Source organism: Cryobacterium sp. TMT1-2-2, from assembly GCF_004403505.1.
Lineage (GTDB): Bacteria > Actinomycetota > Actinomycetes > Actinomycetales > Microbacteriaceae > Cryobacterium > Cryobacterium flavum.
The window spans coordinates 183,926-208,802 of sequence record NZ_SOGS01000026.1; the positions used below are offsets into that span (position 1 = coordinate 183,926).

At 65.7% G+C, this 24,877-nt stretch carries 25 protein-coding genes; 11 read left to right on the forward strand and 14 right to left on the reverse strand.

What is annotated here, in order from left to right:
- Nucleotides 1-23: 23 nt before the first annotated feature.
- Both E3T35_RS17420 and E3T35_RS17425 read right to left on the reverse strand, forming a co-directional pair.
- Nucleotides 24-950, reverse strand: coding sequence for a Ppx/GppA phosphatase family protein (locus E3T35_RS17420; RefSeq protein ID WP_134346334.1), 927 nt, complete (start codon nucleotides 948-950; stop codon nucleotides 24-26).
- Between the two features lie 26 nt (nucleotides 951-976).
- Entirely contained in the window at nucleotides 977-3,262 is a 2,286-nt protein-coding gene (locus E3T35_RS17425; protein WP_134380303.1) for a hypothetical protein, read from the reverse strand.
- Between the two features lie 187 nt (nucleotides 3,263-3,449).
- On the opposite strand from E3T35_RS17425, the gene E3T35_RS17430 reads away from it, so the two are divergent.
- A complete protein-coding gene (locus E3T35_RS17430) occupies nucleotides 3,450-4,916 on the forward strand; it encodes a glycoside hydrolase family 1 protein (protein WP_134380305.1) in 1,467 nt (488 codons plus the stop codon).
- A 94-nt stretch (nucleotides 4,917-5,010) separates the two neighbouring features.
- On the opposite strand, the gene E3T35_RS17435 is transcribed toward E3T35_RS17430, so the two are convergent.
- The 3 genes from E3T35_RS17435 to E3T35_RS17445 form a co-directional block, all read right to left on the reverse strand.
- The gene (locus tag E3T35_RS17435) at nucleotides 5,011-5,745 is read right to left on the reverse strand and encodes an ABC transporter permease (RefSeq protein ID WP_134380307.1); all 735 of its coding nucleotides are present in this window, start codon (nucleotides 5,743-5,745) and stop codon (nucleotides 5,011-5,013) included.
- A complete protein-coding gene (locus E3T35_RS17440) occupies nucleotides 5,742-6,494 on the reverse strand; it encodes an ABC transporter ATP-binding protein (protein WP_134380309.1) in 753 nt (250 codons plus the stop codon). The genes E3T35_RS17435 and E3T35_RS17440 overlap by 4 nt, the downstream gene beginning before the upstream one ends.
- A gap of 95 nt (nucleotides 6,495-6,589) precedes the next feature.
- Nucleotides 6,590-7,318, reverse strand: a complete 729-nt coding sequence (locus tag E3T35_RS17445; RefSeq protein WP_241988899.1) for a cysteine hydrolase family protein — start codon at nucleotides 7,316-7,318, stop codon at nucleotides 6,590-6,592.
- A gap of 18 nt (nucleotides 7,319-7,336) precedes the next feature.
- Between E3T35_RS17445 and E3T35_RS17450 the strand changes: the two genes are divergently transcribed.
- The 3 genes from E3T35_RS17450 (at nucleotide 7,337) to E3T35_RS17460 (ending at nucleotide 9,571) form a co-directional block, all read left to right on the forward strand.
- Nucleotides 7,337-7,921 carry a heme-binding protein gene (locus E3T35_RS17450; protein ID WP_134380311.1) on the forward strand — a complete coding sequence of 195 codons (585 nt, stop codon included), beginning with the start codon at nucleotides 7,337-7,339 and terminating at the stop codon, nucleotides 7,919-7,921.
- Nucleotides 7,922-8,108: 187 nt separating this feature from the next.
- Nucleotides 8,109-8,675: a LemA family protein gene (locus E3T35_RS17455; protein ID WP_092108227.1), complete on the forward strand. Its 567-nt coding sequence runs from the start codon at nucleotides 8,109-8,111 to the stop codon at nucleotides 8,673-8,675.
- Nucleotides 8,676-8,686: 11 nt separating this feature from the next.
- Nucleotides 8,687-9,571 (forward strand): M48 family metalloprotease, encoded by an 885-nt coding sequence (locus E3T35_RS17460; protein WP_134380313.1) that lies wholly within the window; start codon nucleotides 8,687-8,689, stop codon nucleotides 9,569-9,571.
- A 79-nt stretch (nucleotides 9,572-9,650) separates the two neighbouring features.
- Here E3T35_RS17460 and E3T35_RS17465 read toward each other — a convergent pair whose 3' ends face one another.
- Nucleotides 9,651-10,871 (reverse strand): winged helix-turn-helix domain-containing protein, encoded by a 1,221-nt coding sequence (locus tag E3T35_RS17465; protein ID WP_134346327.1) that lies wholly within the window; start codon nucleotides 10,869-10,871, stop codon nucleotides 9,651-9,653.
- A gap of 115 nt (nucleotides 10,872-10,986) precedes the next feature.
- On the opposite strand from E3T35_RS17465, the gene E3T35_RS17470 reads away from it, so the two are divergent.
- On the forward strand, nucleotides 10,987-12,411 hold the full coding sequence (locus E3T35_RS17470; protein WP_241987833.1) for an AI-2E family transporter: 1,425 nt from the start codon (nucleotides 10,987-10,989) through the stop codon (nucleotides 12,409-12,411).
- A 3-nt stretch (nucleotides 12,412-12,414) separates the two neighbouring features.
- Nucleotides 12,415-13,650, forward strand: a complete 1,236-nt coding sequence (gene ilvA, locus E3T35_RS17475) for a threonine ammonia-lyase (protein WP_134346326.1) — start codon at nucleotides 12,415-12,417, stop codon at nucleotides 13,648-13,650.
- A gap of 159 nt (nucleotides 13,651-13,809) precedes the next feature.
- Here ilvA and greA read toward each other — a convergent pair whose 3' ends face one another.
- The gene (greA, locus tag E3T35_RS17480) at nucleotides 13,810-14,301 is read right to left on the reverse strand and encodes a transcription elongation factor GreA (protein ID WP_092340688.1); all 492 of its coding nucleotides are present in this window, start codon (nucleotides 14,299-14,301) and stop codon (nucleotides 13,810-13,812) included.
- Nucleotides 14,302-14,407: 106 nt separating this feature from the next.
- Nucleotides 14,408-14,896 (reverse strand): DUF4307 domain-containing protein, encoded by a 489-nt coding sequence (locus E3T35_RS17485; RefSeq protein WP_166790001.1) that lies wholly within the window; start codon nucleotides 14,894-14,896, stop codon nucleotides 14,408-14,410.
- Nucleotides 14,897-14,996: 100 nt separating this feature from the next.
- Between E3T35_RS17485 and mca the strand changes: the two genes are divergently transcribed.
- Complete coding sequence (gene mca / locus E3T35_RS17490; RefSeq protein WP_092340792.1) at nucleotides 14,997-15,845, forward strand: mycothiol conjugate amidase Mca; 849 nt, start codon at nucleotides 14,997-14,999, stop codon at nucleotides 15,843-15,845.
- Nucleotides 15,842-16,105 carry a hypothetical protein gene (locus E3T35_RS17495; RefSeq protein WP_092340690.1) on the forward strand — a complete coding sequence of 88 codons (264 nt, stop codon included), beginning with the start codon at nucleotides 15,842-15,844 and terminating at the stop codon, nucleotides 16,103-16,105. Before mca ends, E3T35_RS17495 begins: the two co-directional genes overlap by 4 nt.
- Before the next feature lie 6 nt (nucleotides 16,106-16,111).
- On the opposite strand, the gene E3T35_RS17500 is transcribed toward E3T35_RS17495, so the two are convergent.
- Nucleotides 16,112-16,813, reverse strand: coding sequence for a hemolysin III family protein (locus E3T35_RS17500; RefSeq protein ID WP_134346324.1), 702 nt, complete (start codon nucleotides 16,811-16,813; stop codon nucleotides 16,112-16,114).
- Nucleotides 16,814-16,882: 69 nt separating this feature from the next.
- On the opposite strand from E3T35_RS17500, the gene E3T35_RS17505 reads away from it, so the two are divergent.
- The 3 genes from E3T35_RS17505 (at nucleotide 16,883) to E3T35_RS17515 (ending at nucleotide 20,418) form a co-directional block, all read left to right on the forward strand.
- Nucleotides 16,883-17,668 carry an isoprenyl transferase gene (locus E3T35_RS17505; RefSeq protein ID WP_134346323.1) on the forward strand — a complete coding sequence of 262 codons (786 nt, stop codon included), beginning with the start codon at nucleotides 16,883-16,885 and terminating at the stop codon, nucleotides 17,666-17,668.
- Between the two features lie 61 nt (nucleotides 17,669-17,729).
- Nucleotides 17,730-18,851 (forward strand): aminotransferase class V-fold PLP-dependent enzyme, encoded by a 1,122-nt coding sequence (locus E3T35_RS17510; RefSeq protein WP_134380317.1) that lies wholly within the window; start codon nucleotides 17,730-17,732, stop codon nucleotides 18,849-18,851.
- A gap of 217 nt (nucleotides 18,852-19,068) precedes the next feature.
- The gene (locus E3T35_RS17515) at nucleotides 19,069-20,418 is read left to right on the forward strand and encodes a PhoH family protein (protein WP_370449178.1); all 1,350 of its coding nucleotides are present in this window, start codon (nucleotides 19,069-19,071) and stop codon (nucleotides 20,416-20,418) included.
- Between the two features lie 53 nt (nucleotides 20,419-20,471).
- Here the strand turns inward: E3T35_RS17515 and E3T35_RS17520 are convergent, their stop codons facing one another.
- The 5 genes from E3T35_RS17520 to xseA form a co-directional block, all read right to left on the reverse strand.
- Nucleotides 20,472-21,896: an aspartate ammonia-lyase gene (locus tag E3T35_RS17520; RefSeq protein WP_134380319.1), complete on the reverse strand. Its 1,425-nt coding sequence runs from the start codon at nucleotides 21,894-21,896 to the stop codon at nucleotides 20,472-20,474.
- Nucleotides 21,897-21,961: 65 nt separating this feature from the next.
- Complete coding sequence (locus E3T35_RS17525) at nucleotides 21,962-22,612, reverse strand: carbonic anhydrase (RefSeq protein WP_092340695.1); 651 nt, start codon at nucleotides 22,610-22,612, stop codon at nucleotides 21,962-21,964.
- Nucleotides 22,609-23,262 (reverse strand): DUF4245 domain-containing protein, encoded by a 654-nt coding sequence (locus E3T35_RS17530; protein ID WP_166790002.1) that lies wholly within the window; start codon nucleotides 23,260-23,262, stop codon nucleotides 22,609-22,611. The genes E3T35_RS17525 and E3T35_RS17530 overlap by 4 nt, the downstream gene beginning before the upstream one ends.
- Complete coding sequence (locus E3T35_RS17535) at nucleotides 23,259-23,513, reverse strand: exodeoxyribonuclease VII small subunit (protein WP_104089319.1); 255 nt, start codon at nucleotides 23,511-23,513, stop codon at nucleotides 23,259-23,261. The genes E3T35_RS17530 and E3T35_RS17535 overlap by 4 nt, the downstream gene beginning before the upstream one ends.
- Before the next feature lie 5 nt (nucleotides 23,514-23,518).
- Nucleotides 23,519-24,736: an exodeoxyribonuclease VII large subunit gene (gene xseA, locus E3T35_RS17540; protein ID WP_134346319.1), complete on the reverse strand. Its 1,218-nt coding sequence runs from the start codon at nucleotides 24,734-24,736 to the stop codon at nucleotides 23,519-23,521.
- Nucleotides 24,737-24,877 lie beyond the last annotated feature (141 nt).

Genomic DNA, 24,877 nt, shown 5'->3' on the forward strand with positions numbered 1-24,877 from the left:
ATGAGTCGGTGTGAAAGGGCATACTAACGCAGCCGGTCGAGGTAGCGAAGAATGACGCCTTCGCGCAGTGCCCACGGCGACACCTCGAGTTCGGCAGCCCCGAATGCGGCCATCGCTGCGCCCAGTACGATGCCTCCGGCCACGATCTGAAAGGTGCGGTCGGCGGTGATCCCGGGCAGGGCTGGGCGGGCTTCGGCGGGGATGCGCGCGAGCCGCGGCACCCAGTCATCCAGCTCGGCACGCCCCAGGCGCAGCCGGTCGGCGGCACCGACGCCATCGGAGGTGGTGCCGGCCAGGCGGGCCAGCGAACGGATCGCCTTAGATGACCCGACAATGTGGTGTGGGGCCGGCAGGTGCGCGAACGCGTCAACCGCATCGCGCAGAACGGATGCCGCGTGCTTACGCAACGCAGACACCTCCTCCGGCAGCGGGGGATCGTGGTGCAGAAAACCGATCGTGCTGCGTCCGGCCCCGAGCGGAAGCGACAGCGCGACCTCGGGAAACTCAGCTCCGCCGGCCGCGATCTCCAAGGACCCGCCGCCGATGTCGAACAGCAGAATGTTGCCGGCCGACCAGCCGTACCAGCGCCGCACCGCCAGGAAGGTCAGCCGGGCTTCGTCTTCGCCGGATAACACCTGCAGGGCCACACCGGTTTCCCGTTCGACCCGGTCGAGCAGTTCGGGGCCGTTGGTAGCGTCGCGCAGCGCCGAGGTCGCGAACGGCAGCAACTCGTCGATGTTGTGCTGCTGGGCAACATCTGCTGCGTGTTGTACAGAGGTGAGAACCGCCGAGACACCCTCGTCATTGATCGCGCCCTCGGGAGTGATGTAACGCATGAGACGCAAGACGCTCTTGTCGGCGGCCATCGGCACCGGCGGAGCGCCTTCGTGCGCGTCGACAACCAACAGGTGGACGGTATTCGAACCGACGTCGAGAACTCCTAGGCGCACATGTGTACGATACCGCTTGCAGCGCGCTAGCGCTGAGCGGGCGTGACGAACCGCTGCCAGGCCCACGCACTGGCGCACACTGCGGCGAAGGTTGCCGCCGTGATCCACAGCGTCAGGCCGGTACCCGCACTCTGCACCTGATCCACCATCGGTGACAGCGCCGCGAACAGGATTCCGTACGTGACGACGGTCAGACCGGTCCAGACCAGCGGCGACCAGGACAGAATGCGACGCCCGCTAGTATGACCGACGGGAACCAGAATCAGCACCGCTGAACCGATGGCGGCGAGCACGATCGTGTTGCCCGTCTCCGCGGCCAGCGACGTGACGAAATCACTGGCAGCGGGAAGCAGCGAGCCGAGCGACCAGGCGAGAACGGCGAAGGCAGCCAGCGCGCCCACCCGCACCGCGGCGAGCTGGCCGCGCTGTGCGGTCGTGGGCTCTGCGGCCGCGGGGTGCGCGCCGTGCGGGCTTACGGCATCCGTTGCGGCGGTGAGGGTGATGCTGCCGAGCAGCCCGAACAGCAGGGCGGGGTGAATGTCGAACAGGCGGGACGCGATCGCGGCCGCCGCGATGAGCAGCAGGTAGCGCGGCAGAAAGGTGATCGTTCCGCGCAGCCGCAGTACGCGCGAACTCCACCACAGCGGAACCAGAATGGCCACCGCATTGACCAGTACCAGCCCGATGATCACGGCGACGAGCAGGCGCAGGTAAGCCGGTTGGTCGACGATCGGACCGGACAGCATGACGAACGTCGCGGCCGCCAAGAGCGCCGCTCCGCCAGGCAACCAGCGGTTGAGCCGCACGGTGGGCGCGACCTCGTACTCCTCGCGCACCCGGTTGCGGCCCGCCAGTGAGGGCAACGCCCGAAGTGGTCGGCCGCCGCGGGAGCGGGAGATGGTGCCCGCGAGCAGGCGCAACGGTACGGCGATCAGCAGCAGCGCCCCGAGGGCGAGCAGACCGGCCTGCAACCAGGGAAACGGCGAGCCGGTGCCCGTCGGGCCGATCGCCGCCGCAAACCGAGTCGGGTCATTCCACTGGCCGGGAAAAGCGGATGCCGCAGCCCCCTCGTTCTCCGGCTCCGCCGCTTGCGGGTCTGGCGCGGTGGTCCCCGGCCCCGGGGTCGGCGACGGCTCTGCCGTCGGGCCGGGTGCGGCAACCGCGCCATCCGGTGACGGTGAAGCCGATGGGCTCGGAGTCGGCGTGACCGGTGGCGTTGCCGAGGCGGACCCAGACGGCGTCGGCGTGCTCTCAGCCACATAACTGACCGATGCGGGCGTCGAGCCCGGGCCGACATTGCCGGCGTTGTCCTTCTGTACGGCGATGACCGAGTACGACCCGGCGGCCACTCCACCGGCCGAGCAGGTCCAGGTTCCGCCGATCACCGGGGCGGAGCAGACCGAGTAGGCGCCGGCAAACACCGTCACCGTGGCGCCGGTTTCACCGGTACCGGTGTACTGGGCGCCGGCCACGGACACCTGCGCACCAGCGCTCGGAGAGGTCACGACCGGGGCATTCGGCGCGGTGACGTCGAACACGATCGCGACGGGCGTACTTGAGTTCGAGGAAGACGGTTCACTGAACGATGATGTCTGGCTGGCCGTGACGTTCAGGCTGCCGTTGCCGAGGCCGGAGAACAGGCAGGCCCAGGCACCGGAACTGTCGGCGGTGCTGTTGCAGGTATCGCCGTTGGGCAGGGTCGCCGTCACGACGGCCTGGGGGTGCCCGGTTCCGCGCACCCAGCCGTTGGACTCCGACCCGGTCAACCCGCCGAGCACCGTCGGGGCGCCGAGTACGGCAACGGAGATCTCGGCGCTCAGAGTCGGACTGCCGGTCACCACCACCCGCAGCGTGATGTTGGGTCCGTTCTGCAGGTAGACGTTGTCGCAGCTCCACGAGGTCGACGTGTCGTTGACGATGCACAAGGGGTCACCGCCGCGCGGCGACAGCAGCTGGATTTCCTGGCTGGCAGCCTTCGACCCCAATACGGTGGTGCGGTTGCTGCCGACGAATTGCCCGTTCTTCGGTTGGCTGATCTGCGGAGCCGGCGCCGGGCCGGTCGTCGCGCTGGGATTCGGTTCCTCGGTCGCGGTCGGAGTAGACGCGGCCGGTGTTGACTCGGTCGCTGTCTCGTCTGCCGTAGTCTGCGGCGCCGAAGTCGCCGGAGTCTCTTCGGCCTGTGCGGTCGATAGCGCGGGAGCCGCGAGCGCAATGGCGCAGCCGAGCAACAGGGCTGCGATCGCCGCAACGCTGCGGGAGTGCCGTGGGCGCGCCGACGTGCTCAAGACTGCGGTACGAGCCGATGCGGACACAATTCACCCCCTGCCCCAATTTGAGGGGTAGTCGGCGGCAAAGTCAACCTCCCGCGCCTGCAAACAGAGTAACAAACCAGAGGAATTCTTCGCGGACCCCAAAACCTACCGTCAGTCGGTCGTAAACGTGACACCCTCAAGAGAAGCGGATGCCCCGCGCCGCCCGCCGAAAAGAGCCGCACCCACCATGAATCCCCCGCCCCGCAGCCCCGCAGCACCAGCGAATCGCGCCATCGCCGCCCGGGACTGGGAACACCGCGCCGGCGAGCTCGGCGACCGCCTGCCGACCGGGTTCGAGGTGGCCGTGGCCACCTCCGCCTTTCAGATCGAGGGCGCCGCGCGCGACGGCGGCCGCGGCGACAGCGTCTGGGACACCTTCAGCCAGGTGCCCGGTCGCATCCGCGACGGCTCGAACGCCTCCGTCTCGACCGACCACGTGAAGAACTACGGCGAAGACACCTCCCTGCTGCGCGACCTCGGCGTTGATTCCTACGCGTTCTCCTTCGGCTGGACCCGGCTGCAGCCGGAGGGCCGTGGCGCCCTGAACCGTAATGGACTCGCGTTCTACGATCGTTTGCTTGACGCGTTGTTGGCTGACGGCATCCGTTCGAGCGCTACGCTTTCGCACTGGGACCTGCCAGCGGCCCTGCGCGGCGGCTGGCTGAACCGCGACACGGCGGGCCGTTTCGCCGACTATGCGCACGCCGTGGGGGAGGCATTCGGCGACCGGATCGACGCCTGGGTCACCCTGTTCGAGCCGGCCACGGTCACTACGAAGGGGTATGCGCTCGGCACCCACGCGCCCGGCCGTACCCTGCTGTTCGACGCGCTGCCGACGGCGCACCACCAGCTGCTCGCACACGGACTCGCCGTGCAGGCCCTGCGCGCAGCGGACGTGCGCGGACGCATCGGCCTCGTCAACTCGCACACCCCCGTGCAATCCGTCACCGACCGTGACCAAGACCGCTCCTACGCCGCCCTCTACGACCTGCTGCAGAACCGCCTGTTCGCCGATCCCGTGCTGCTCGGGCACTATCCTGACCCGCTCGAACCGTTCGCGGTTGAACTGCGCACCCTGCTCGAGGCCGACCCCGAGGACCTCCGCACGATTCACCAGCCGCTCGATTTCTATGGCCTGAACTATTCTGAGCCCGCTCGGGTCGCCTCCGGCGCGACGGTGCTGAAGGCCCCCGATGGTCGAGCGATCCCGATCACGTCGTGGCCGTTTCACCTCGAGGCCTTCCGCGAACACCCCACCACTTCGGCCGGCGTCGTCAACGCCCCCGAATACGTCGCCGTGGCGCTCGCCGAAATTCTCGCACGCTACCCCGACCTGCCCCCGGTGTACCTCTCGCTGGCCGGCGGCGCCTTCGCTGACCAAGCGGATGCCCGCCACCAGGTGCAGGATCCCGCCCGCGTCGACTATCTGGCCGAACACCTCGTAGCAGCGCTCGACGCGACCGCGCCCGGTGGTGCGGCCGCCGCCATGGATCTTCGCGGCGTCACCTTCTGGTCGCTGCTCGACGCCTTCGAGTGGAACGCCGGCTACACCCAGCCCACCGGTCTCGTGCACGTCGATTTCACCGACGACCGCCGCACCCGCACCCCCAAGCTGAGCTACCGCTGGCTGCAGCACGCCCTGGCCAACCGCTAAGAACCGCTACACGTAGCGCTGGGTCGGGTTTTCCGCGGAGTTGCGAGTGTTTGAGTGGGGAGCGGAGACCCGGCTCAGCGCCCCCTGACCGGCCTCATGGCGTGCGCCGCCGCAGCGTCACCGAGCCGAGCACGACGGCTCCCACGATCCAGGCGCCGATAATGATCAGTTCCCCGCCCACATAGGCGGCATTCTGCGAGTCGGTCGCGACCGCCTGCAGGGCGTCGATCGCGTGTGACAACGGCAACCAGTCGCTGATGGCCCGCAGCACATCGGGCAGCTGGTCGCGAGGCAGAAAGATGCCGCCGAGCAGAATCTGCGGAAACACCAGCGCTGGCATGAACTGCACCACCTGAAATTCCGTGCGAGCGAACGCGCTGGCGAGCAGGCCGAGGGTCGTGCCGAGCACAGCATCCGCTACCGCGACGGCGAGCAGCAGCCAGAGCGATCCGCTGATCTCCAACCCGCACACCCACACCGCGAACCCCACGGCGACGGCCGATTGCGCCACCGCGAGCAGCCCGAACGCGAGCGTGTAGCCGAGAATGAGATCGCCCTTGCCGAGCGGCATCGACAGCAGGCGCTCGAGTGTGCCGGTGCGGCGTTCCCGCAGGGTGGTGATGCTGGTCACGAGAAACATCACGATGAAGGGAAACAGCGCGATCATGCCCGGCCCGATCGTGGCGAATACCGGGGTGTCCGAGAAGATCCAGGCCAGGAGCCCGATCAGCAGGCTCGGCACCACGAGCAGCAGCACGATCGTGCGCGGGTCGTGCCGCACCTGGCTGAGTACCCGACCGGCAGTCGCGAGGGTGCGCTGCGGATTCATGAGTGGCTCCCGTCGCCGGGACCGGCAAGCGGATGCCGCGCGATCAGCACCAGGAACGCCCCCTCGGTATCCGCGGTGCCGGTCGAAGCCAGCAACCCCGCCGGGGTGTCATCGGCCAGAATCTCGCCGTCCCGCATGAGCAGCAGCCGGTCGCAGCGGCTGGCTTCGTCCATCACGTGGCTGGAGACGAGCAGGCTCGTTCCCGACGCGGCGAGCTGATGAAAGAGCGTCCATAGTTCGACTCGCAGCAGCGGGTCGAGGCCCACGGTCGGTTCGTCGAGAACGAGCAGATCGGGGGAGCCGAGCAGGGCGCCGGCGAGCGACACCCGGCTGCGCTGCCCGCCGGAGAGCGACCCGACCAGCTGACCCGCCTGAGACGTGAGGTCGGTCAGGGCCAGTACCCGGTCGACGTCGGTGCGCGGGGCCCCCAGCACGGCGCGGAAATACTGCAGGTTCTGGCGCACGGTGAGGTCGTCGTAGACGCTGGCATCCTGCGTCACGTAGCACACCCGGTGGCGCAGCGACGCCGATCCCGCCTCCCGGCCGAGCACCGTCACCGTACCGGACTGCACCACCTGCACGCCGACGATCGTTCGCAGGAGCGTGGTTTTGCCGCATCCGCTCGGGCCCAGCAGGCCCACCACGACGCCGCGGGGAACACTGACCGACAACCCGTGCAGCACCGGATGCTTCCCCCGTCGCACGTGCAGATCGGTCACGTCGACCGCGGGGGCGGATTCGTTCACCATGGTCGAACTCTCCGCCGCTGCACCCGCCGTGTCAAGCCCACAATGGGCGGTTTTGGCGGGCTCCGATGACCCATACGTCTGTCATCGCAACGAACTCACTGCAGAGAGGCCGTGATCTCCTCGGTGGTGGCGATACGTGCGAAGCCGCCGGCCTGCAGGTTCAATGCGGTCGTGGCCATGAGTTCATCAGCGCTACGACTTATCGTTCCCAGACCCGGAACCGTGGTGGTTAAGTCGAAAGTTCTTGTGGCGTCGAGTGGGACCACGACGTCGTAGCCCAGATTTCCGGCCATTCGCGCCGTGGTTTCGACACACATGTTGGTCTGGATGCCGCAGATAACCAAGCCTTCGATGTCATGCGCCTGCAACCACTCGTGCAGCGCGGGATCTCCGTAGAAAGCCGAGTTGACCTGTTTCGTGACGAAGAGACTTGGGGCCGCGTCGGCGATGAAGGACATGAGCCGATTTCCGTCCTGGCTGGGATGCAGCGTTGATTCCGGCGATTCGGAGTCGTGGCGCACGACGATGATGGGCCAGTCGTGTGCCCTCCACACGGTGAGGAGGGTTTCGATCTTGTCTTCACACTCGGGGTTGGAAAAATTTCCCCAGAAAGCGGTGTCGTTGAATCCCTCCTGCACGTCGATCACGATCAGGGCTTGGCGCTCGCGGTTCTGTTTCTGACTCATGAGATCCATCGAAGCGGATTCTCTTCGAACAGAACAGTGGCCGAAGCGACAGTGAACGATGAAATCGCGCCAGATGTCTTGGTGTCGCACGCTGGTGAGTGGCTTGACGGCCGCACTTGGGAGCGAGAACCCAGTCATCTGCAGTAGCTTCGGTGCGTGACCGAGCAACAGCCCTACCAAATTGTGAAGCAATATGAGGATTTCGAATTGCGCCGATACCCCGCGCATCTGGTGGCCGAGGTCACCATCGATGGCCCATTCGAAGACGCCGGTAATCGGGCCTTTCGCTACCTGTTCGCGTACATCACCGGCGCCAACCAGTCACTTCGTAAAGTCGCCATGACGGCGCCAGTGCTGCAAACGGATGCCGCCGAAAAGATCGCGATGACCGCGCCGGTACTGCAGCAGAGCGTGAAAGATGTCTCTGGCGCTGCGGCCGGGGAACAGTTCCGGGTGGCTTTCGTGCTGCCCAAGGCGATGACGGCCGAGACCGCGCCGCAACCCACGGACCCGACCGTGCACCTACGCACGGTGCCCGCCAGCCTGGCCGGTGCCCTCCGCTTCAGTGGACGCTGGACTCAGACTCGATACGAACAGCATCTCGAGGAGTTACACGCGGCGCTCGGCGCCGCCGGCCTCACAGCCCTGGGGGCACCCAGATTCGCCCGATTCGACCCGCCGTTCAAGCCATGGTTTCTACGCCGCAACGAGGTACTGCTGGACGTCGAAGAGCCCGGCTGAGCAGCGCTCGCCCTGCCTTTCCGGAAATCCCTACGCGCCTTGAGCTTGCTTGGAGTGTCATGGGAAGCGGGTGGGAGCCTCCGGGGTCGCGGTTAGTATTGGCAGGTACGCACGGGGGGTCGTTTTTGGCCAGTTCATGTCTCCGTGCCAACGTACACATCTCGCCAATTTGCAAGGAGACGCTGCCATGGAATGGCTCATCCCGGTTTTGATCGTTGTCGCACTCGTCGCCATCGTGGGTATCTACCTGTGGTCGACCTACAACTCCCTCGTCACGCTCAACGTGCGCGTCGACGAAGCGTGGAGCGACATCACGGTGATGCTCAAGCGTCGTGCCGACCTGCTGCCCAACCTGATCGAAACGGTCAAGGGCTACGCAGCGCACGAGAAAAGCGTGTTTGAGAACGTGACCAAGGCTCGGGCCGAGACGCTGTCTGCACAAGGTCCGGCCGACGCATCCGCTGCTGAGAATCACATGCAGACCGCCCTGAAGAGCATCTTCGCCGTCGCCGAGGCGTACCCGCAGCTTCAAGCCAGCCAGAACTACCTGCAGTTGCAGGGTGCAATCGTCGACACCGAGGACAAAATCCAGGCCGCACGCCGTTTCTACAACGGTGGCGTGCGCGAAATGAACACCAAGATTAAGGTGTTCCCGAACCACCTCTTCGCCGTGAACCTCGGTTTCACCGAACGCGAATTCTTCGAGGTGGCCGATTCCGCAGCGATTGCGGAGCCGCCCCGCGTGCAGTTCTAACGGAGCACTAGATGTACAGCGCGATCGCCAAGAACAAACGCAACACCGTCTTCATCATCATCTTTTTTCTCGCCCTGATCACCGGCCTCGGCTGGCTTGCGGGCGTGGCCTACGGCATGAATGGGTATACCGCCCTTATTCTCACGCTTGTCATTGCGTCGGCCTATGCGCTGATTCAGTACTACGCGGCGGGACGCCAGGCCATCTCGATGAGCGGCGGAATCAGAGTCAACAGCCAATCCGACCACCCGAGGCTGTGGCGCACGGTCGAAAATCTTTCCATCACGACGGGCACACCCATGCCTGAGGTCTACATCATCAACGACCCGGCCCCGAACGCGTTCGCGACCGGTCGCGACCCCAAGCACGCGATCGTCGCGGCAACGACAGGCCTGCTCGACATCATGGATGACGCCGAACTCGAGGGCGTCATGGCCCACGAGATGGGCCATGTGCGTAACTACGACATTCGGCTCTCGATGATCGTCTTCGGACTCGTCGTGGCCATCGGCTTCGTGTCAGACATCTTCTTGCGCATGGCGTTCTTCGGGCGCAACAACAACAGCAACGGCAACCCCGTTGTCATGGTGTTCGGCCTCGTCGCCATGATCGTGGCTCCGCTGATTGCGACGGTCGTTCAGCTCGCCGTGAGCCGCCAACGCGAATACTTAGCGGATGCCACGAGCGCGCTGACCACGCGCCACCCCGATGCACTCGCCTCAGCCTTGGCTAAGCTCGGCGAATACGGTCGCCCGATGAAGAAGCAGAACACCTCGATGGCGCACCTGTGGATCGCTGACCCGCTCAAAAAGGGCGCAATGGCGAAGCTCTTCGCTACGCACCCGCCGCTTGAGGACCGCATCGCGCGCCTCACCGCCATGGGCAGCAAGTTCTGACCTAACCGTCCCCCAAACCGGTGCGCGTCGGTCGATGGCGGTTTCGACGAGCTCGACCAGCGACTTGATGGCGACGCGCCTACTGAAGTTCGGCGGCCAGGCCGTCGGCGAGGTTGCCGCGGGGTGCCACCACGATCTCACCGAGCCCCTGCCACAGCGCGGCCTCCCGCAGCACCTGCGCGAGCCGGCCCGCGGAATCCGCTGGCGCTGCAGGCTCGGCCCAGACCGCCTGCACGCGCAACACCCCGGCCTGCCGGTCGTTTTTGAGGTCAACCCGACCCACGACCGTATCACCGAGCAGAATCGGCAGCGAGTAGTACCCGAAGATCCGCTTTGGTTCGGGGGTGTAGATCTCGATGCGATAGTGAAAGTCGTACAACCGCAGCGCCCGGGCGCGCTCCCAGACCACCGGGTCGAACGGTGACAGGATCGCCTGGGCGTCCATGGTGCGAGGGAGTCTGGCGTCCCGATGCAGCCAGGCCGCCCCGACCGTGCCGCGCGGCCCCCAGCCCGGCACCTCCACCGGAATAAGCTCGCCAGCGTCGGCCAGCTCCCGAATGGCCACCAGGGCGGGTGCTGACTTCAGCCGAAAGTAGTCGGCGAAGTCCTTCACGGTGCCGATGCCGTGGGCACGGGCCGAGCGGCGCACCAGCTCGCGGTGGGCATCCGCTTCTGAAATATCCTGGCCGAGCAGCTCCGGCGAGAAGACCTGCTGGGGCAGGGCATAGACCCGTTCGAAGCGGATGCGCCCAGCGCTCACCACGTCGCCCCAGCGGAACAGCACTTCGAGCCCGGTCTTCACGTCGGACCAGCCCCACCACGGGCCGCTGCGCTTGTTGGCGTCGTGCTCGATCTCGCTCGCACGCATCGGGCCGTTGGCGGCGAGTTCGGCCAGCAGCCAGGCCAGCATCTTCTGGTTGGCGCTCGACCAGTTGCCCACGGTGCGCGCCGACCGGTCCCGATTTTGGTGCATGCGCCAGCGAAACAGCGGCCAGACGTCGGTCGGCAGAAAGGATGCTTCGTGCGCCCAGTACTCGGTGAAACGGGCCTCGCGTCCGGTCGTGAGGCGGTCAAGCTGGGACTTGTCGTACGGGCCGAGGCGGCTGAAGGCCGGCATATAATGGCTGCGTTCAAAGACGTTCACGGAGTCGATCTGCAGCAGCTCGAGCCGGTTCACCAGGGCGGTCAGCTGGCGGATACCGACGGGAGTCGTCGGGCGGGCGCCGAACCCCTGCGCGGCCAACGCGATTCGCCGCGCCAGTGCGGGGGAAATCGTCGCGGGGGAGACTGTGTGAACCATCTTTTCGACTCTATCCGGCGAAGCGGTATACCGGCCATTCGGGCGGCGCAATCATCTGTTACGCCGCACGTGAGGATCGCGTCGTGAGGCCACGCAGCAGTCCTAGACTGGGCAAGTGAGTGAATCTACGGGCAATCCGGGCGCGCGCGCCCTGCTACGTCTGCGCCGCCGGCAGGGTCTTCAGCGAGCCCGTGCTGAGCGTGCACGGGCGAGCGCCGATCAGGCCGGTTCCGAACTCCTCCTCACCCCGGTTGAGGTGGTGACCCCGGCCCCCGTGCCCAACGGGGTTGACGAGAATCTGCCAGCCGGCATCCGCTTGGCTGGAGCGTGGTCCTGGCGCCTGATCATGATCGCCGCGGCTATCGCCATTCTGATTTTTCTCATCATTCAGCTACGCCTCATCATCATTCCGCTGCTGGTCGCGGTGCTGGTGTCCGCGCTGCTGGTTCCCCTCGTGGCCTTTCTGGTACGGCATCGGTGGCCCAAGGGGCTTGCCGTAGCCGTTGCGATGTTGGGCACGCTTGTGCTCGTCGCCGGCCTGGTCACTTTGGCTTCCACCCAGATCGCTGAGGGCACGGTCGGCTTGAGCGATCGCCTCACGGCAAGTTTCGACAGCCTCAAGTCAGTGCTCGCGGCCTCACCGCTGCAATTGTCCGAACAGGAGATCAGCAGCTATCTGGATCAAGGGTGGAAAGCGATTCAAAACGACAGCGCCGTATTCATCAGCGGCGCCCTCTCGGTCGGTACCACCCTCGGGCATCTGCTCACCGGCCTGCTCCTGGCGCTGTTCAGCCTGCTGTTCATTCTTATCGACGGCAAGGCCATCTGGGCCTGGATCGTGCGATTCTTTCCCCTGCGCGCCCGCGCCGCCGTCGACGGCGCCGGCATCGCCGGCTGGACAACCCTCGGAAACTTCGCCAAGGTGCAAATTCTGGTGGCCTCCATCGACGCCGTCGGTATTGGTGTCGGTGCCGCTCTGCTCGGGGTTCCGATGGCCATCCCGATTGGTATTCTGGTGTTCCTTGGCTCCTTTATTCCCATCGTCGGTGCCGTGGCGACCGGCTCTGTCGCCATTATCATCGCCCTGATCTTCAACAACTGGGCTGTCGCCCTCGGCATGCTCGGAGTGGTTCTGCTCGTGCAGCAGGTTGAAGGCCACGTTCTGCAGCCGCTCATCATGGGAACGGCCGTGAAGGTGCATCCGCTTGCTGTCGTACTCGTGGTTGCCGCCGGTGCGTTGCTCGCCGGCATTCCGGGCGCCCTGTTCGCCGTACCGATAGCCGCCGTTTTGAACGCGATGACCAGTTACATTGCCGGTGGTACCTGGCGGTCGAGTCCGCCGACGGCGGTGCCTCCGACCGGATCGGTGCTGTGGCAGACAGTGCCGCAGAGCAGACCCGGCTACCGTTCGAGCGGTGCACCGGAACGCACCGCGCGGGTGCGTCCGCGGAGCATCCGCACGGCTCGTGATGGCTCAGCCCGCAGGACCCCCTCAGATTTGAGCGCACCTCGCGCGCCGCAGGACAGTTCGGAGAACTAAGACATGCCAGAGACCACCCTCGTCGCACCCACCCTCGCTGAGTTCGAGGCGGCGCGCGCGGTTGTCGCCCAAGTCGCCGATGTGACACCGATGGAGAGCTCGCGGTACCTCGCCGACGTGCTGGGAGCGCCGGTGTACCTCAAGTGTGAGAACCTGCAACGAACCGGCTCCTACAAGATTCGCGGCGCCTACAATCGGCTGTCCAAACTGACCGACGAAGAGAAAGCCCGCGGCGTCGTCGCGGCCTCGGCCGGCAACCACGCCCAGGGCGTGGCCTTCGCTGCCCGTGAGCTGGGCATCAAAGCCACCATCTTCATGCCAGTCGGCGTCGCGCTGCCCAAGCTGTCGGCCACCCGGGACTACGGCGCCGAGGTCATCCTGCGCGGCACGACCGTGACCGAACCGCTGCTCGCCGCAGCCGAATATGCCCGCGAGACCGGGGCGATCCTCATCCCGCCGTTCGACCACGTGGACGTTGTCACCGGGCAGGGCACACTCGGCCTCGAAATCCTCGACCAGGTTCCCGACCTCGAGACGGTCATCGTTCCCATCGGCGGCGGCGGCCTGATCTCCGGGGTGGCCAGTGCGCTCAAGCAGCGCGCCGCACGCGATGGGCGCCGCATCCGCATCATCGGGGTGCAGGCGGAGAACGCCGCCGCCTACCCGCCCTCACTCGAGGCCGGTGAAGCCACGATGATCAGCATGCTGCCGACCATCGCCGACGGCATCGCCGTCGCCAAACCGGGACTGCTCAACTTCGAGATCGTGCGCGACGCCGTCGACGAGATCGTCACCGTCAGCGAGGACGACACCGCCCGGGCGCTACTCGTGCTGCTCGAGCGCGCCAAGCTCGTCGTGGAACCGGCCGGAGCCGTGGCGGTCGCCGCCATCCTGGCCGGCAAGGTCACGCCCGCGGGGCCGACCGTCGCTATCCTCTCCGGCGGCAACATCGACCCGCTGCTGATGCAGCGGGTGATCAGCCACGGCCTCGCCGCGTCTGGCCGCTACCTCACGCTGCGCATCATGCTGCCGGACCGCCCCGGCCAGCTCGCGCGAATCTCCGAGCTGCTGGCCGAGGCCACCGCGAACGTCATCGAGGTACTGCACACCCGGCACGGCGTCGGCCTGCAGCTCAGCGAGGTCGAGCTCGACGTCAGCGTCGAAACACGGGGGCCAGAGCACCGCCAGCACGTCGTCGACACCCTGCGCGCGGCCGGCTACGACCCGCAGATCGACTAGCCGCGCTTCCGGGCTCCCGTTACGGGCCCGGCCCCCGCGTATAACTCCTGCATTTTGTGACCGTTCCCCAACGGATGCCCGGAATTCCGGGCATCTTTTCTGCCCCGTCAGCAAATTGCAGGAGTTGTGGTGCTAAACCGACGGGTCGGGTCGGGTCGGTCAGGCTCCGGTGAAGGTCTCCACGTTGGTGACGTGCACGGTGATTTCCTTGCCGTTCGGCGTGGTGTAGCTCGTCTTCGCGCCCACCTTCAGGCCGATGATGGCTGCGCCGAGCGGGCTCTGCTCGCTGAATACGTCGAGGTCGCTGTTGGCGCCGATCTCGCGGCTGCCGATCAGAAAACGGCTCTCGTCGCCGGCGATCGTGGCAGTGATAACGGTGCCGGGAACGACGATGCCGTTGCTTTCGGGGGCGTGGCCGACTTCAGCGGTGCGCAGCAGCACGGTGAGGGTGCGAATGCGCGCCTCCATCTTGCCCTGCTCTTCTTTGGCCGCGTGGTAGCCGGCGTTCTCCTTGAGATCGCCCTCTTCGCGAGCAGATTCGATCTTCTTCGCGATGTCACCCCGGCCGAAGTTGCTCAGTGTCGCCAGTTCCGCTGCGAGGCGGTCGTGGGCTTCCTGAGTTAGCCAGGTGACCGTTGTGTCGGTTGTCACGAGTGATCTCCTTTATTACGGTCGAATGTGACGCCCGAGCGCAGAAAAGCCCGAAGGTCGCGGATACAGTCGACGCCCCGACGATTGCCGAGGCGAATACGTCAGTTTAGGTCAGCCAGCACTCGTAAATCAAACCAGTGTTGCTCAGGTCGGTGGTACGTAAAATCTCGGTGAATGACCGGTTGTACAGCGTCGACGGCGGCAGATCGATGATCTTCCAGCCAACCACAGAATAGCTTTCGTTGAGGGCCTGCACCGCGCAACTCGCCGTGCGGTTCACTGGGAGCGACACTTCGAACGTCACGCTGACGGTGTGCTCATCGATGATGGTGTGCCCAATATCGCGTGCCTCGATTTGAGTGGATGCTCCATCCAGACCGGTCCACAACACCCACGCTCCGAGTACCAGCACAAAAATACCGCCCAGAGCCCAGAGGATCCGTCGGTCGCGACGCTTGCGATCGGGTGTACGCCCGTAGCGCGATTGGATCACGGCACTCTCGATCGGCGTGGGGGCCGACGTGCCTTCGGATTCGTCCAGGCGGTAGGGCTCGCGGCTCGGCTGAACTCCGGCAGGCGTGCTGTTTTGGGGCACTGGCGATTTCACACTTTCACGGGAGCGATTAGGCTGGTAACTAGGTTATCTGGCCTAAGGTTATCCGGCATTCCTGAGGAGTATGGTGACGCTGCGACTGATGGCTGTGCATGCCCATCCCGACGACGAGTCGAGCAAGGGCGCTGCAACGTATGCCTACTACCGCAGCCTTGGCGCCGAGGTGATGATCGTGAGTTGCACGGGCGGCGAGCGGGGCAGCATCCTGAACCCGGCCCTGAACGGCCATGCCATGGCTGAGCGCGATATCTCAGGCCTCCGCCGCCTCGAGATGCTGGGCGCGCAGCGTGCCCTCGGGGTCCAGCACCGCTGGCTCGGCTTCGAGGATTCCGGCATGAACGAGGACAAGTCGGTGCCGCCGAACTCGTTCGCTGATATTCCGCTGGAGTATTCGGCCGAACCCCTGGTCACGCTGGTGCGGGAGTTTCGTCCCCAGGTTCTGATCACCTACGACGAAAACGGCGGCTACCCGCACCCCGATCACATCCGTTGCCACGAGGTCTCCCTCGAAGCTTTTCGCGCGGCCGCTGCCCCCGACCGGTACCCGCAGTCGGGCGAGCCGTGGCAGATCGACAAGCTCTATTACGACCGCATTTTCAACCTCGAGCGCATCGATGCGATGTACCTGGCGCTCAGCGTCGCCGAGCCCGATTCTCCGCTGCTGGAACCGCTCGGGGCGGCTCGGGAACGCATGGAGAATTACCCGCAGCTGGCCACCACTCACGTGCCGGCAGGAGACTTCCTCGAAGCGCGCGACGAGGCCCTGCGCTCGCACGCGAGCCAGGTCGCCCCCGACAGCAGCTTCTTTTTCTGGCCGAACGATTTGGTACGCGAGGCCTGGCCGTACGAAGACTTCCAACTCGTCGAATCGAAAGTAGACACCGCAATGCCTGAATCTGATCTCTTCGCCGGAATCCCGGACAACGAATGATCTCCCTGTTGAACGTCGTACTCGCCGTCACACCGACCCCCGACCCCGATTTCGACCCGAACACTGTCACCCCCGGTGTCGTCGGGTTCATCGTCGTCTTCCTGATCGGAGCGGCGACCCTGCTGCTCGGTTTCGACCTGGTGCGTCGCATCCGCCGCACCACCTACCGCGCGGAAATCACCGCCCGGCTCGAAGCCGAAATCGCCGAGCGTGACGCCGACCAGAGCACACCGAAGACCCCGGGCGACAAGCCCGAATAACCAGCGTTACGGGTAGAGCGGATGCGTGGCGATCAACAGAATCGCCGCGAAATGACACAGGAACGCCACGACCGTCAGGGTGTGGAAGATCTCGTGAAATCCGAACACACCCGGAACCGGGTTGGGCTTCTTCAGCCCGTAAACGACCGCTCCGACGGTGTAGCAGAGCCCGCCGATCAGAATGAGCGTCATCATGGTGGCGTTGGCCTGAAAAAAGTCCACGATAAACAACAGCGCGCCGTAACCGAGCACCAGGTAGAGCGGCACGTAGAGCCAGCGCGGCGCGTGGATCCAGAACACCCGAAAGATGATGCCGAGCCCGGCGCCGCCCCAGACCAGCCAGAGCAGCAGCGTGGCCTTCTCCGGCGGCAGCGCGAGCACGGTGATCGGCGTGTACGACCCGGCGATCAGCAAAAAAATGTTGGCGTGGTCGATGCGTTTGAGAATGATGCGGGTGCGCGGCTGCCAGTTGAAGCGATGGTAGAGCGCCGAATTGCCAAACAGCAGCATCGAGCTCAGCACGAACACGGCCGAGCTGATTTTGGCCGCCGACCCCTCAGCCAGCACCAGCAGCACGATTCCGGCCACGATCGTGACGGGAAAAGTTCCCGCGTGAATCCAGCCACGCCAGGTCGGTTTCACATCCTCCGGATGGGCGTCAGCCGCCTCGATCAGCGGCAGATTGGGGATATCGCGCTCGGTGGCCATGCTGCAAGGATACGACAGGGCGAGCCCCGCGTGCCCCGAAGGCCCGTCGGAGTGGACTAGCGTAACTGTGTGCAGAAACCCCAAGTTCCCTCAGCGCGCGGCCTCCTCTACAGGCTGTATCAGCGCCGCCTGAGACGCGGACTGACGCCGGAGCATCTGCCCCGTCACGTGGCCATGATCATCGACGGCAACCGCCGCTGGGCCAGACAACTGGGGTTTCAGACGGCCGCACACGGTCACCGTGCCGGTGCCGCGAAGATGCGCGAATTTCTGGAATGGTGCGACGACCTCGGAGTTTCGGTCGTCACCCTGTACCTGCTCTCCTCCGACAACCTCACCCAGCGGCCCGCTGACGAACTCGCCGATCTAATCGAGATCATCGCCGATCTGGCCGAAGAGCTCTCGCACTATCGCGATTGGCGGGTGCAGCAGGTGGGGTCCAAAGCCGGCCTGCCCCTTCCGCTGGTCGCAGCCCTTGACGCAGCGGATGCCCGCACCAGCGACCGTAGGGGCCTGCACGTGAATCTCGCGGTCGGCTACGGCGGGCGCACCGAGATCACAGACGCGATGCGCAGCATCGTCGCCACCCACCACGCGCACGGTGGCACGCTGGAGGACCTCGCTGAGACGCTCACGCCCGAACTGATCGGCCAGCACCTGTATACCGGCGGTCAGCCCGACCCCGACCTCGTGATTCGCACCTCGGGTGAGCAGCGGCTGAGCGACTTCATGCTGTGGCAGAGCGCGCACAGCGAGTTCTACTTCGTCGAGGCGCTCGGCCCCGACCTGCGTCAGATCGATTTTCTTCGGGCATTGCGCGACTTTTCCCGCCGGCAGCGCCGGTTCGGCGGCTAGACCCGTTGGCGGGGTGAGACCAACGGGGGAGTATTCGTTTTCCAATTGATTGGACCCAAGCATGAATTCGCTCCTGAGCTTCACCGATGGCTTTCGTGATGAACCCGGCTATCTGAACTATGGCCGGGTCGGCCCGCTCTCCGACGCCGTCGTCGCCGAAACCCTCGGCCAGACCGAGGTGCTCTCGCGTGCCCGCTACGGCAGCCTCGACCACCTCGCCGAGCAGGATCTGCGTGCGCGCACCGCGGTATCCGCTCTCACCGGTTTCACGCCTGAACAGGTCGTGCTGCAGCCCAACACCAGCTCGGGTCTGATGCAGGCCATGTTCGGTCTGACCGGTTCGGTGCTGTTATCTGCGGGGGACTTTCCCAGCGTGCCGTTTGCCGCAGTTCGGGCCGCTGAGTCCCTGCACGTGGTCACTCCGCTCTGGTTGCAGACCGAGCACGGCCGCGTCACTCCGGGGCAGATCCGCGACCAGCTCACCCCGGCCGTCGCCGCCGTCGCTGTGTGCCTCGTCGATTCCCGAACCGGCTATCGGGCTGACCTCGAGGGCATCCGTCAAGTCATCGGCGATCGCCTGCTCATCGTCGACGCTATCCAGGGCTTCGGCATCGTCGATGCCGCCTACGAGGCAGCGGATGTTGTCGCTTCCGGTGGACAGAAATGGACGCGGGCCGGCTGGGGCACCGGCTTTCTGGCCCTCAGCGAACGGGCGCTGGAACGCCTCGTGCCGGTGTATTCGGGCTACGTCGGCACCGATACCGACGAGCCGTGGGACGAGGTGACCCCGCCGAGCCGCGCAGCCAGAGCCTTCCGGGTGACCAACGGCGACTCCATCGCGCAGGCCCGGTTCGCAGCGGCCCTCGAGCAGATCTCCGACGTCGGTGTCGACGTCATCCAGACCGCCATGAATGACAACGTCTCGCAGATCATCCAACTCGTCGACGAATTCGTCATCGAGATCGTCTCGCCCCGCGATGTTCGCGAACGGGCGGGCATCGTCGTACTCGAGCCGCCGGCTGAGCTGCTGACCACCCTCGTGGCCAGCCTGCACAACCACGGCATCACCGCGACCACCCGCGGCGCCACCGTGCGGCTCAGCGTGCACGCGGCCCTCGACCCTGACACGGTAACCATGCTGAGGGGTGCACTCACCGCCTACACGCTCGCCGCTACCTACTAGCAACACCGCGGCCCAGACTCTGCGTCTGCCCCAACGTCAGGTGAACGTCAGATTTCGGTGGGCGTGTCGGGTTCCATTTTGCGCCGGTAAGTCGTAGCGTCACTTTTATCAGGTACGGCACCTGATCGAGACGGCCATATAAGTACGGCTCGAGAATTGCTTGATGGCCAGCTCGCCAAAGTGATCCGCGTCCTCGTGACGCAGGGTGGGAGTGGCTGTGACCGCTAATCGAACCGACCTTAATGCGACTGACCGGGTGGAGACATCCGCTTCGCAAACCGAGCGCACCTTTGTGTTGGACACCTCGGTGCTTCTGTCAGATCCGAAAGCGATTTTCCGCTTTGCCGAGCACGCCGTTGTCTTGCCCGTGGTGGTGATCAGCGAGCTGGAGTCCAAGCGCAACGACCCGGAGATCGGGTATTTCGCTCGGCAGGCGCTGCGTAACCTCGACGAGCTGAGGCTCAAGCACGAACGCCTCGACTTTCCGATTCCGGTTGGCGAGGGCGGCAGCCTGCGCGTGGAACTAAACCACTCGAACATGTCGGTGCTGCCGTCGGGCCTGCAATTGAACGACAACGATTCGCGCATTCTCGCCGTGGCCCTGAACCTGGCCAACGAAGGAATGACGGTGACCGTCGTCTCGAAGGACCTGCCGCTGCGGGTGAAGGCCGCATCCCTCGGCCTCGCTGCCGATGAATATCGGCACGAACTCGCGGTCGATTCCGGCTGGACCGGTATGGACGAGATCACCCTCAGCGCCGAGCAGATGAGCGTGCTCTACGACAAAGAGACGCTCGACTCGCGAACGGTGCAGGACATGCCGATCAACACCGGGCTGGTCATCCACTCCGATCGCGGGTCGGCCCTCGGCCGGGTGACCAGTCGCGGCACGCTCAAGCTCGTGCGCGGCGACCGTGACGTCTTCGGGCTGCACGGACGGTCGGCCGAGCAACGACTGGCCATCGACCTGCTGCTCGACCCGGAGATCGGCATTCTGTCGCTTGGCGGACGAGCCGGTACCGGTAAGTCGGCGCTCGCTCTCTGCGCGGGCTTGGAGGCCGTGCTCGAGCGCCAGCAGTACCGCAAGATCATGGTGTTCCGGCCGCTGTACGCGGTCGGCGGGCAGGACCTCGGCTTTCTGCCCGGTGACCAGGGCGAGAAGATGGGGCCGTGGGCGCAGGCGGTGTTCGACACGCTCGGCGCGATCGTCTCGGAGAACGTGGTCGAGGAGGTGATGGAGCGCGGCATCCTCGAGGTGCTGCCGCTCACTCACATTCGCGGTCGGTCCCTGCACGACGCCTTCGTGATCGTGGACGAGGCACAGTCGCTTGAACGCAACGTGCTGCTGACCGTGCTGAGCCGCATCGGTCAGAACTCGCGCGTGGTGCTCACCCACGACGTCGCCCAGCGCGACAATCTGCGGGTCGGCCGCTTCGATGGTGTGGCCAGCGTGATTGAAACGTTGAAGGGGCATCCGCTGTTTGCGCACATGACCCTGACCCGTTCGGAGCGCAGCGCGATCGCCGCCCTCGTGACCGAGATGCTGGAGGGCAACGAGGTCATGTAGCTGGTACGGCAAAGCGCCCGGTCCCTCGCGGGGCCGGGCGCTTTGTCGTGCTGTTACTTCTGCTGCGGGGGACGCGTCATGCTGAGCACGTCGAGGGCAGTGTCGAGCTCGGCGAGCGTCAGGTCACCTCGTTCGATGTGGCCCAGGGCGATGACGGCCTCACGCACGGTGAGTCCCTCAGCGACGGCCTTCTTGGCCACCTTGGCGGCGGCTTCGTAGCCGATGACCCGGTTGAGCGGGGTGACGATCGACGGCGACTTCTCGGCCAGCGCACGAGCGTGCTCGAGGTTGGCGACGAGGCCGTCGACGGTCTTGTCGGCCAGAACGCGGGTGGCGTTGGTCAGCAGGCGGATCGATTCGAGCAGGGCGGTTCCCATGACCGGGATACCGACGTTGAGCTCGAATGAGCCTGAAGCGCCGGACCAGGCGATGGTGGCATCGTTGCCGATAACGCGCGAGCAGACCATGAGCACGGCCTCCGGAATGACCGGGTTGACCTTGCCGGGCATGATCGACGAGCCGGGCTGCAGGTCGGGGATGTTGATCTCGCCGAAACCGGTGTTCGGGCCTGAGCCCATCCAGCGCAGGTCGTTGTTGATCTTGGTCAGTGAGACGGCGATGGTGCGCAGGGCTCCGGAAGCGTCGACGAGGCCGTCGCGGTTGGCCTGGGCCTCGAAGTGGTCACGCGCTTCGGTGATCGGCAGCTCGGTCTCCTGAACGAGCAGCTCGATGACCAGCTGCGGAAAACCGTAGGGCGTGTTGATGCCGGTACCGACCGCGGTTCCGCCGAGCGGAACCTCGGCGACGCGGGGGAGCGCTGTGCGAATGCGCTCGATGCCGAGGCGCATCTGGCGGGCGTAGCCGCCGAATTCCTGGCCGAGGGTGACCGGAGTGGCGTCCATCAGGTGGGTGCGTCCCGCCTTGACGGCCTCTTTCCACAGTTCAGCCTTGGACTCGAACGCGACCGCGAGGTGGTCGAGCGAGGGGATGAGCTCGTCGATCAGGGCGCTCGTGACGGCGATGTGCACCGAGGTGGGGAACACGTCGTTGGAGGACTGGCTCGCGTTGACGTGGTCGTTCGGGTGCACCGGGCGGCCGAGGGCGCGGGTCGCGAGGGTCGCGATGACCTCGTTCATGTTCATGTTCGAGCTGGTGCCGCTGCCGGTCTGGTAGACGTCGATCGGAAACTCGTTGTCGTACTGGCCGGTGATGACCTCGTCGGCGGCCGCGGCGATCGCGTCAGCGATGTCCTGCTCCAGCACGCCGAGCTGGGCGTTGGCGAGAGCTGCGGACTTCTTGATGCGAGCGAGAGCTGCGATCTGCGCGGACTCGAGCGTGGAACCCGAGATCGGGAAGTTCTCCACGGCTCGCTGCGTCTGGGCACCGTAGAGTGCGTGAGTTGGAACCCGGACCTCACCCATCGTGTCGTGTTCGATCCGGTAGCCGGCGTTTGCGGAGGTGTCCACCACTATGTGCATTCCCTTTCGGTGCTGTATGAGAGTCGTGCTGTGCGCAACGGGTGCGCGATTGTGAAGCGGCGGGTCTAAATGACGCCCACCACGATGTTGGGGTCGGCGTGCCCTTCGCGAAGAACGTAATTCGCACCGACGATAGCCAATGTACCTTCTGCGATGGCCGCGCTGATCAACTCGGACTGCTCGAGCATCTCGGTGACCGTGTCTTTGAGATGTTCCCGGCCCACGTGGCCGGCATCGACCAGCTGAGGGTCCAGAAAAGCGGATGCCGTCACCCCGCTCACGCGACGCACCGCCGGAACGATCTTTTCGATAACGTGATTGATGTGAACGGGCAGGGGCGGGGCATCCGTGCCTTGCGAATCGATGGCGGCGCGCACCGCACCGCACTCGTCATGCCCGAGCACGAGAATGAGTGGAACGTGCAGCACCGCGACGGCGTATTCGAGCGAGCCGAGCACGGATTCGGAGATGATCTGGCCGGCGTTGCGCACGACGAACAGGTCGCCGAGACCTTGGTCGAAGATGATCTCGGCGGCGAGTCGGGAGTCGCTGCAGCCGAACAGGGCGGCGTGCGGGGTCTGCTGGCCGACGAGCTCTGCCCGTCGGTCGACATCTTCGCGGTGCCGGGGGGTACCGGCGACGAAGCGCACGTTGCCCTCGCGCAGTTCGTTCCAGGCCTCAGCCGGCGACGGGGGAGTCGTCCAGGCGCGGTTCATTCGGCGGCGTTCTCTGCCACGTTGGGCGCCAGCGCGGTAGCGAGGGTCTCGAAGTCGCCGGTGGGTGCCGTGCCGATGAGCACGTAGGTGCTCGTGCCGGCGGTGGTGACGAGGGCATAGTCGAAGTTGCCGCGATCGGCGGCAGCCGCGCTGTTGCGGTAAACGTCCCAGGTGACTCCGGCGATGCTGACCGTGTCGACGACGGGGGAGTCCGGCAGTTTCTGGGCGAGCCAGGTGGGGTTGGCGTCGAAGGCCTGGTTGAAGCCGATGTACTGGTTGTCGGGTGTGAGCAGCCCGATGTACCAGGAGGGTACCTGGCCGTTAGTGCCGGCCCGCCACTCGGCGTCGTTGGCGCTCCAGCCGCCCGGCAATACGGGGCTCGCGAGGGCGTGGTCCACGACGGGCTGCGTCTGGGCAGCGATGCTCGCGTAGTCGATGTCGCGAGTGATCGGGTTGTCATTGCGCGGCACCAGCAGCACGAGCACGAGCACAGCGCCCACGGTGACGAGCAGGGAGAGCACCAGATTGTTCACCGTCTTGTGCGAGCGGTACTTGCGCGAATTCTCGGCGAGCCGGTCGGCGGTCTCCTGCGGAGTCTCCGGCCGGCCGAGTTCGGCGACAACGCGCGGCGGTTTAGGGGCGCGGCTCATCTGGCGGTCGCGGTGTCTTCGCTGGCGGGCGCCGTCGCTGCCAGACGGGCGGCATCCAGTCTGGCTTTGGCGCCGATCAGCCATTCTTCGCAGCGGCGGGCGAGGGCTTCGCCGCGTTCCCACAGTGCGAGCGACTGCTCGAGGGTGCTCGAGCCCTGTTCGAGCTCGTTCACCACGCGGATGAGCTCATCGCGGGCCTGTTCGTAGCTGAGTTCACTGGTGTCTGCGGCGGGCGAGGTCATGGCATCCATTCTATTTATTTCGACGCGGCGGCGTTGGTGGTGGCGGGAACGGTGCCGCTGGCCAGGGTGAGCAGAAGTTCGGTGCCTTCCGGGGCGTCGTCGGCGCTGCGCAGCACGTGGCCGCTCGGCAGCTGGGCGATCGCGTAGCCGCGGTCGAGGGTGCCCTGGGGCGACAGGGCGCGCAGCTGGGAACGCAGTTCCACCACCGTGGCCCCGGCGCGTTCGAGAACGCGCCCGGTGAGTTCGGCGCCGCGCGCCACGTAGCGGGTGAGGTCTTCGCTGCGGGAGTCGATGATCCAGCGCGGGTCGACCAGCGCCGGACGGCTGCGCAGCTGTGAAATGCGGTCGATTTCCGACGAGAGGATGCCGGTGAGCCGGCTGCTCAGGCGTGCCCTGGCCTGCTGCACCCGGTTCAGTTCGTCGCTGACGTCGGGAACGACGCGTTTGGCGGCATCCGTGGGGGTAGAGGCTCGCAGGTCGGCGACGTCGTCGAGCAGCGGACGGTCGGCCTCGTGTCCGATCGCGCTCACCACTGGCGTCATGCAGGCAGCGGCGGCACGCACGAGGCTCTCGTCGCTGAAGGTGAGCAGGTTCTGAAAGTCGCCGCCGCCACGGGCGACGATGATGACGTCGACCTCTGGGTCGGCGTCGAGCCGCTGGATCGCGCTGGTCACCTCGCCGACGGCACGGTCACCCTGCACCGCGGCGTGCGCGACCCGAAAATTCACGGCCGGCCAGCGCAGCTGCGCGTTGCGGATGACGTCTTTCTCGGCGTCGGAATCTTTGCCGGTCACCAGGCCGATGCAGTGCGGCAGAAACGGCAGGCGCTTCTTGCGAGAGGCATCGAACAGGCCCTCGCTCGCGAGCTGTTTGCGCAGGCGTTCCAGTCGCTCGAGCAGGTCGCCGAGCCCAACGTGCCGCATCTCGAAGGCCTGCATGGTCAGCGTGCCGCCCTTGACCCAGAAGTTGGGCTTGACCAGGGCAACAACGCGGTCACCGGCTTTGAAATCAGCGGTCAGTTTGGCGCGCACCGACGACCAGATCGTGAAACTCACGGTGGCGTCTTCAGAAAGGTCTTTGAGCTTGCCGTAGACGTTGCCGCCGCTGGCACCCCACTGGGTGATCTCGCCCTCGACCCAGACCATGCCGAGCCGCTCGATGTAACCGCGGATCTTGCCCGAGAGCAGGGCGACCGGCCACGGCGTTTCGACGGTGGCGGGGGCATCCGTCATGCGGTGATCCTGGCGGTGGTGCTGATCGTGGCACTGGCGTTGGGCACAGGCGGATCCTCCCAGAGTTCTTCGGTCGTGCGTGCGTAGACTGAGGCGGTGAACACCAGCGCGCACACTACTAGCAAGCCGACTTCTATTGGC

Bases quoted from the DNA above. Each gene is read 5' to 3' on its own strand.
- E3T35_RS17455 (WP_092108227.1), top strand. From the start codon at position 8,109: ATGGAATGGCTCATCCCGGTTTTGATCGTTGTCGCACTCGTCGCCATC.
- E3T35_RS17520 (WP_134380319.1), bottom strand. From the start codon at position 21,896: ATGCACATAGTGGTGGACACCTCCGCAAACGCCGGCTACCGGATCGAA.
- E3T35_RS17460 (WP_134380313.1), top strand. From the start codon at position 8,687: ATGTACAGCGCGATCGCCAAGAACAAACGCAACACCGTCTTCATCATC.
- xseA (WP_134346319.1), bottom strand. From the start codon at position 24,736: ATGACGGATGCCCCCGCCACCGTCGAAACGCCGTGGCCGGTCGCCCTG.
- E3T35_RS17525 (WP_092340695.1), bottom strand. From the start codon at position 22,612: ATGAACCGCGCCTGGACGACTCCCCCGTCGCCGGCTGAGGCCTGGAAC.
- E3T35_RS17495 (WP_092340690.1), top strand. From the start codon at position 15,842: ATGATCTCCCTGTTGAACGTCGTACTCGCCGTCACACCGACCCCCGAC.
- E3T35_RS17500 (WP_134346324.1), bottom strand. From the start codon at position 16,813: ATGGCCACCGAGCGCGATATCCCCAATCTGCCGCTGATCGAGGCGGCT.
- ilvA (WP_134346326.1), top strand. From the start codon at position 12,415: ATGCCAGAGACCACCCTCGTCGCACCCACCCTCGCTGAGTTCGAGGCG.
- E3T35_RS17510 (WP_134380317.1), top strand. From the start codon at position 17,730: ATGAATTCGCTCCTGAGCTTCACCGATGGCTTTCGTGATGAACCCGGC.
- E3T35_RS17445 (WP_241988899.1), bottom strand. From the start codon at position 7,318: ATGACTGGGTTCTCGCTCCCAAGTGCGGCCGTCAAGCCACTCACCAGC.
- E3T35_RS17530 (WP_166790002.1), bottom strand. From the start codon at position 23,262: ATGAGCCGCGCCCCTAAACCGCCGCGCGTTGTCGCCGAACTCGGCCGG.
- E3T35_RS17440 (WP_134380309.1), bottom strand. From the start codon at position 6,494: ATGGTGAACGAATCCGCCCCCGCGGTCGACGTGACCGATCTGCACGTG.
- E3T35_RS17465 (WP_134346327.1), bottom strand. From the start codon at position 10,871: ATGGTTCACACAGTCTCCCCCGCGACGATTTCCCCCGCACTGGCGCGG.
- E3T35_RS17535 (WP_104089319.1), bottom strand. From the start codon at position 23,513: ATGGATGCCATGACCTCGCCCGCCGCAGACACCAGTGAACTCAGCTAC.
- E3T35_RS17430 (WP_134380305.1), top strand. From the start codon at position 3,450: ATGAATCCCCCGCCCCGCAGCCCCGCAGCACCAGCGAATCGCGCCATC.
- mca (WP_092340792.1), top strand. From the start codon at position 14,997: ATGGCTGTGCATGCCCATCCCGACGACGAGTCGAGCAAGGGCGCTGCA.
- E3T35_RS17435 (WP_134380307.1), bottom strand. From the start codon at position 5,745: ATGAATCCGCAGCGCACCCTCGCGACTGCCGGTCGGGTACTCAGCCAG.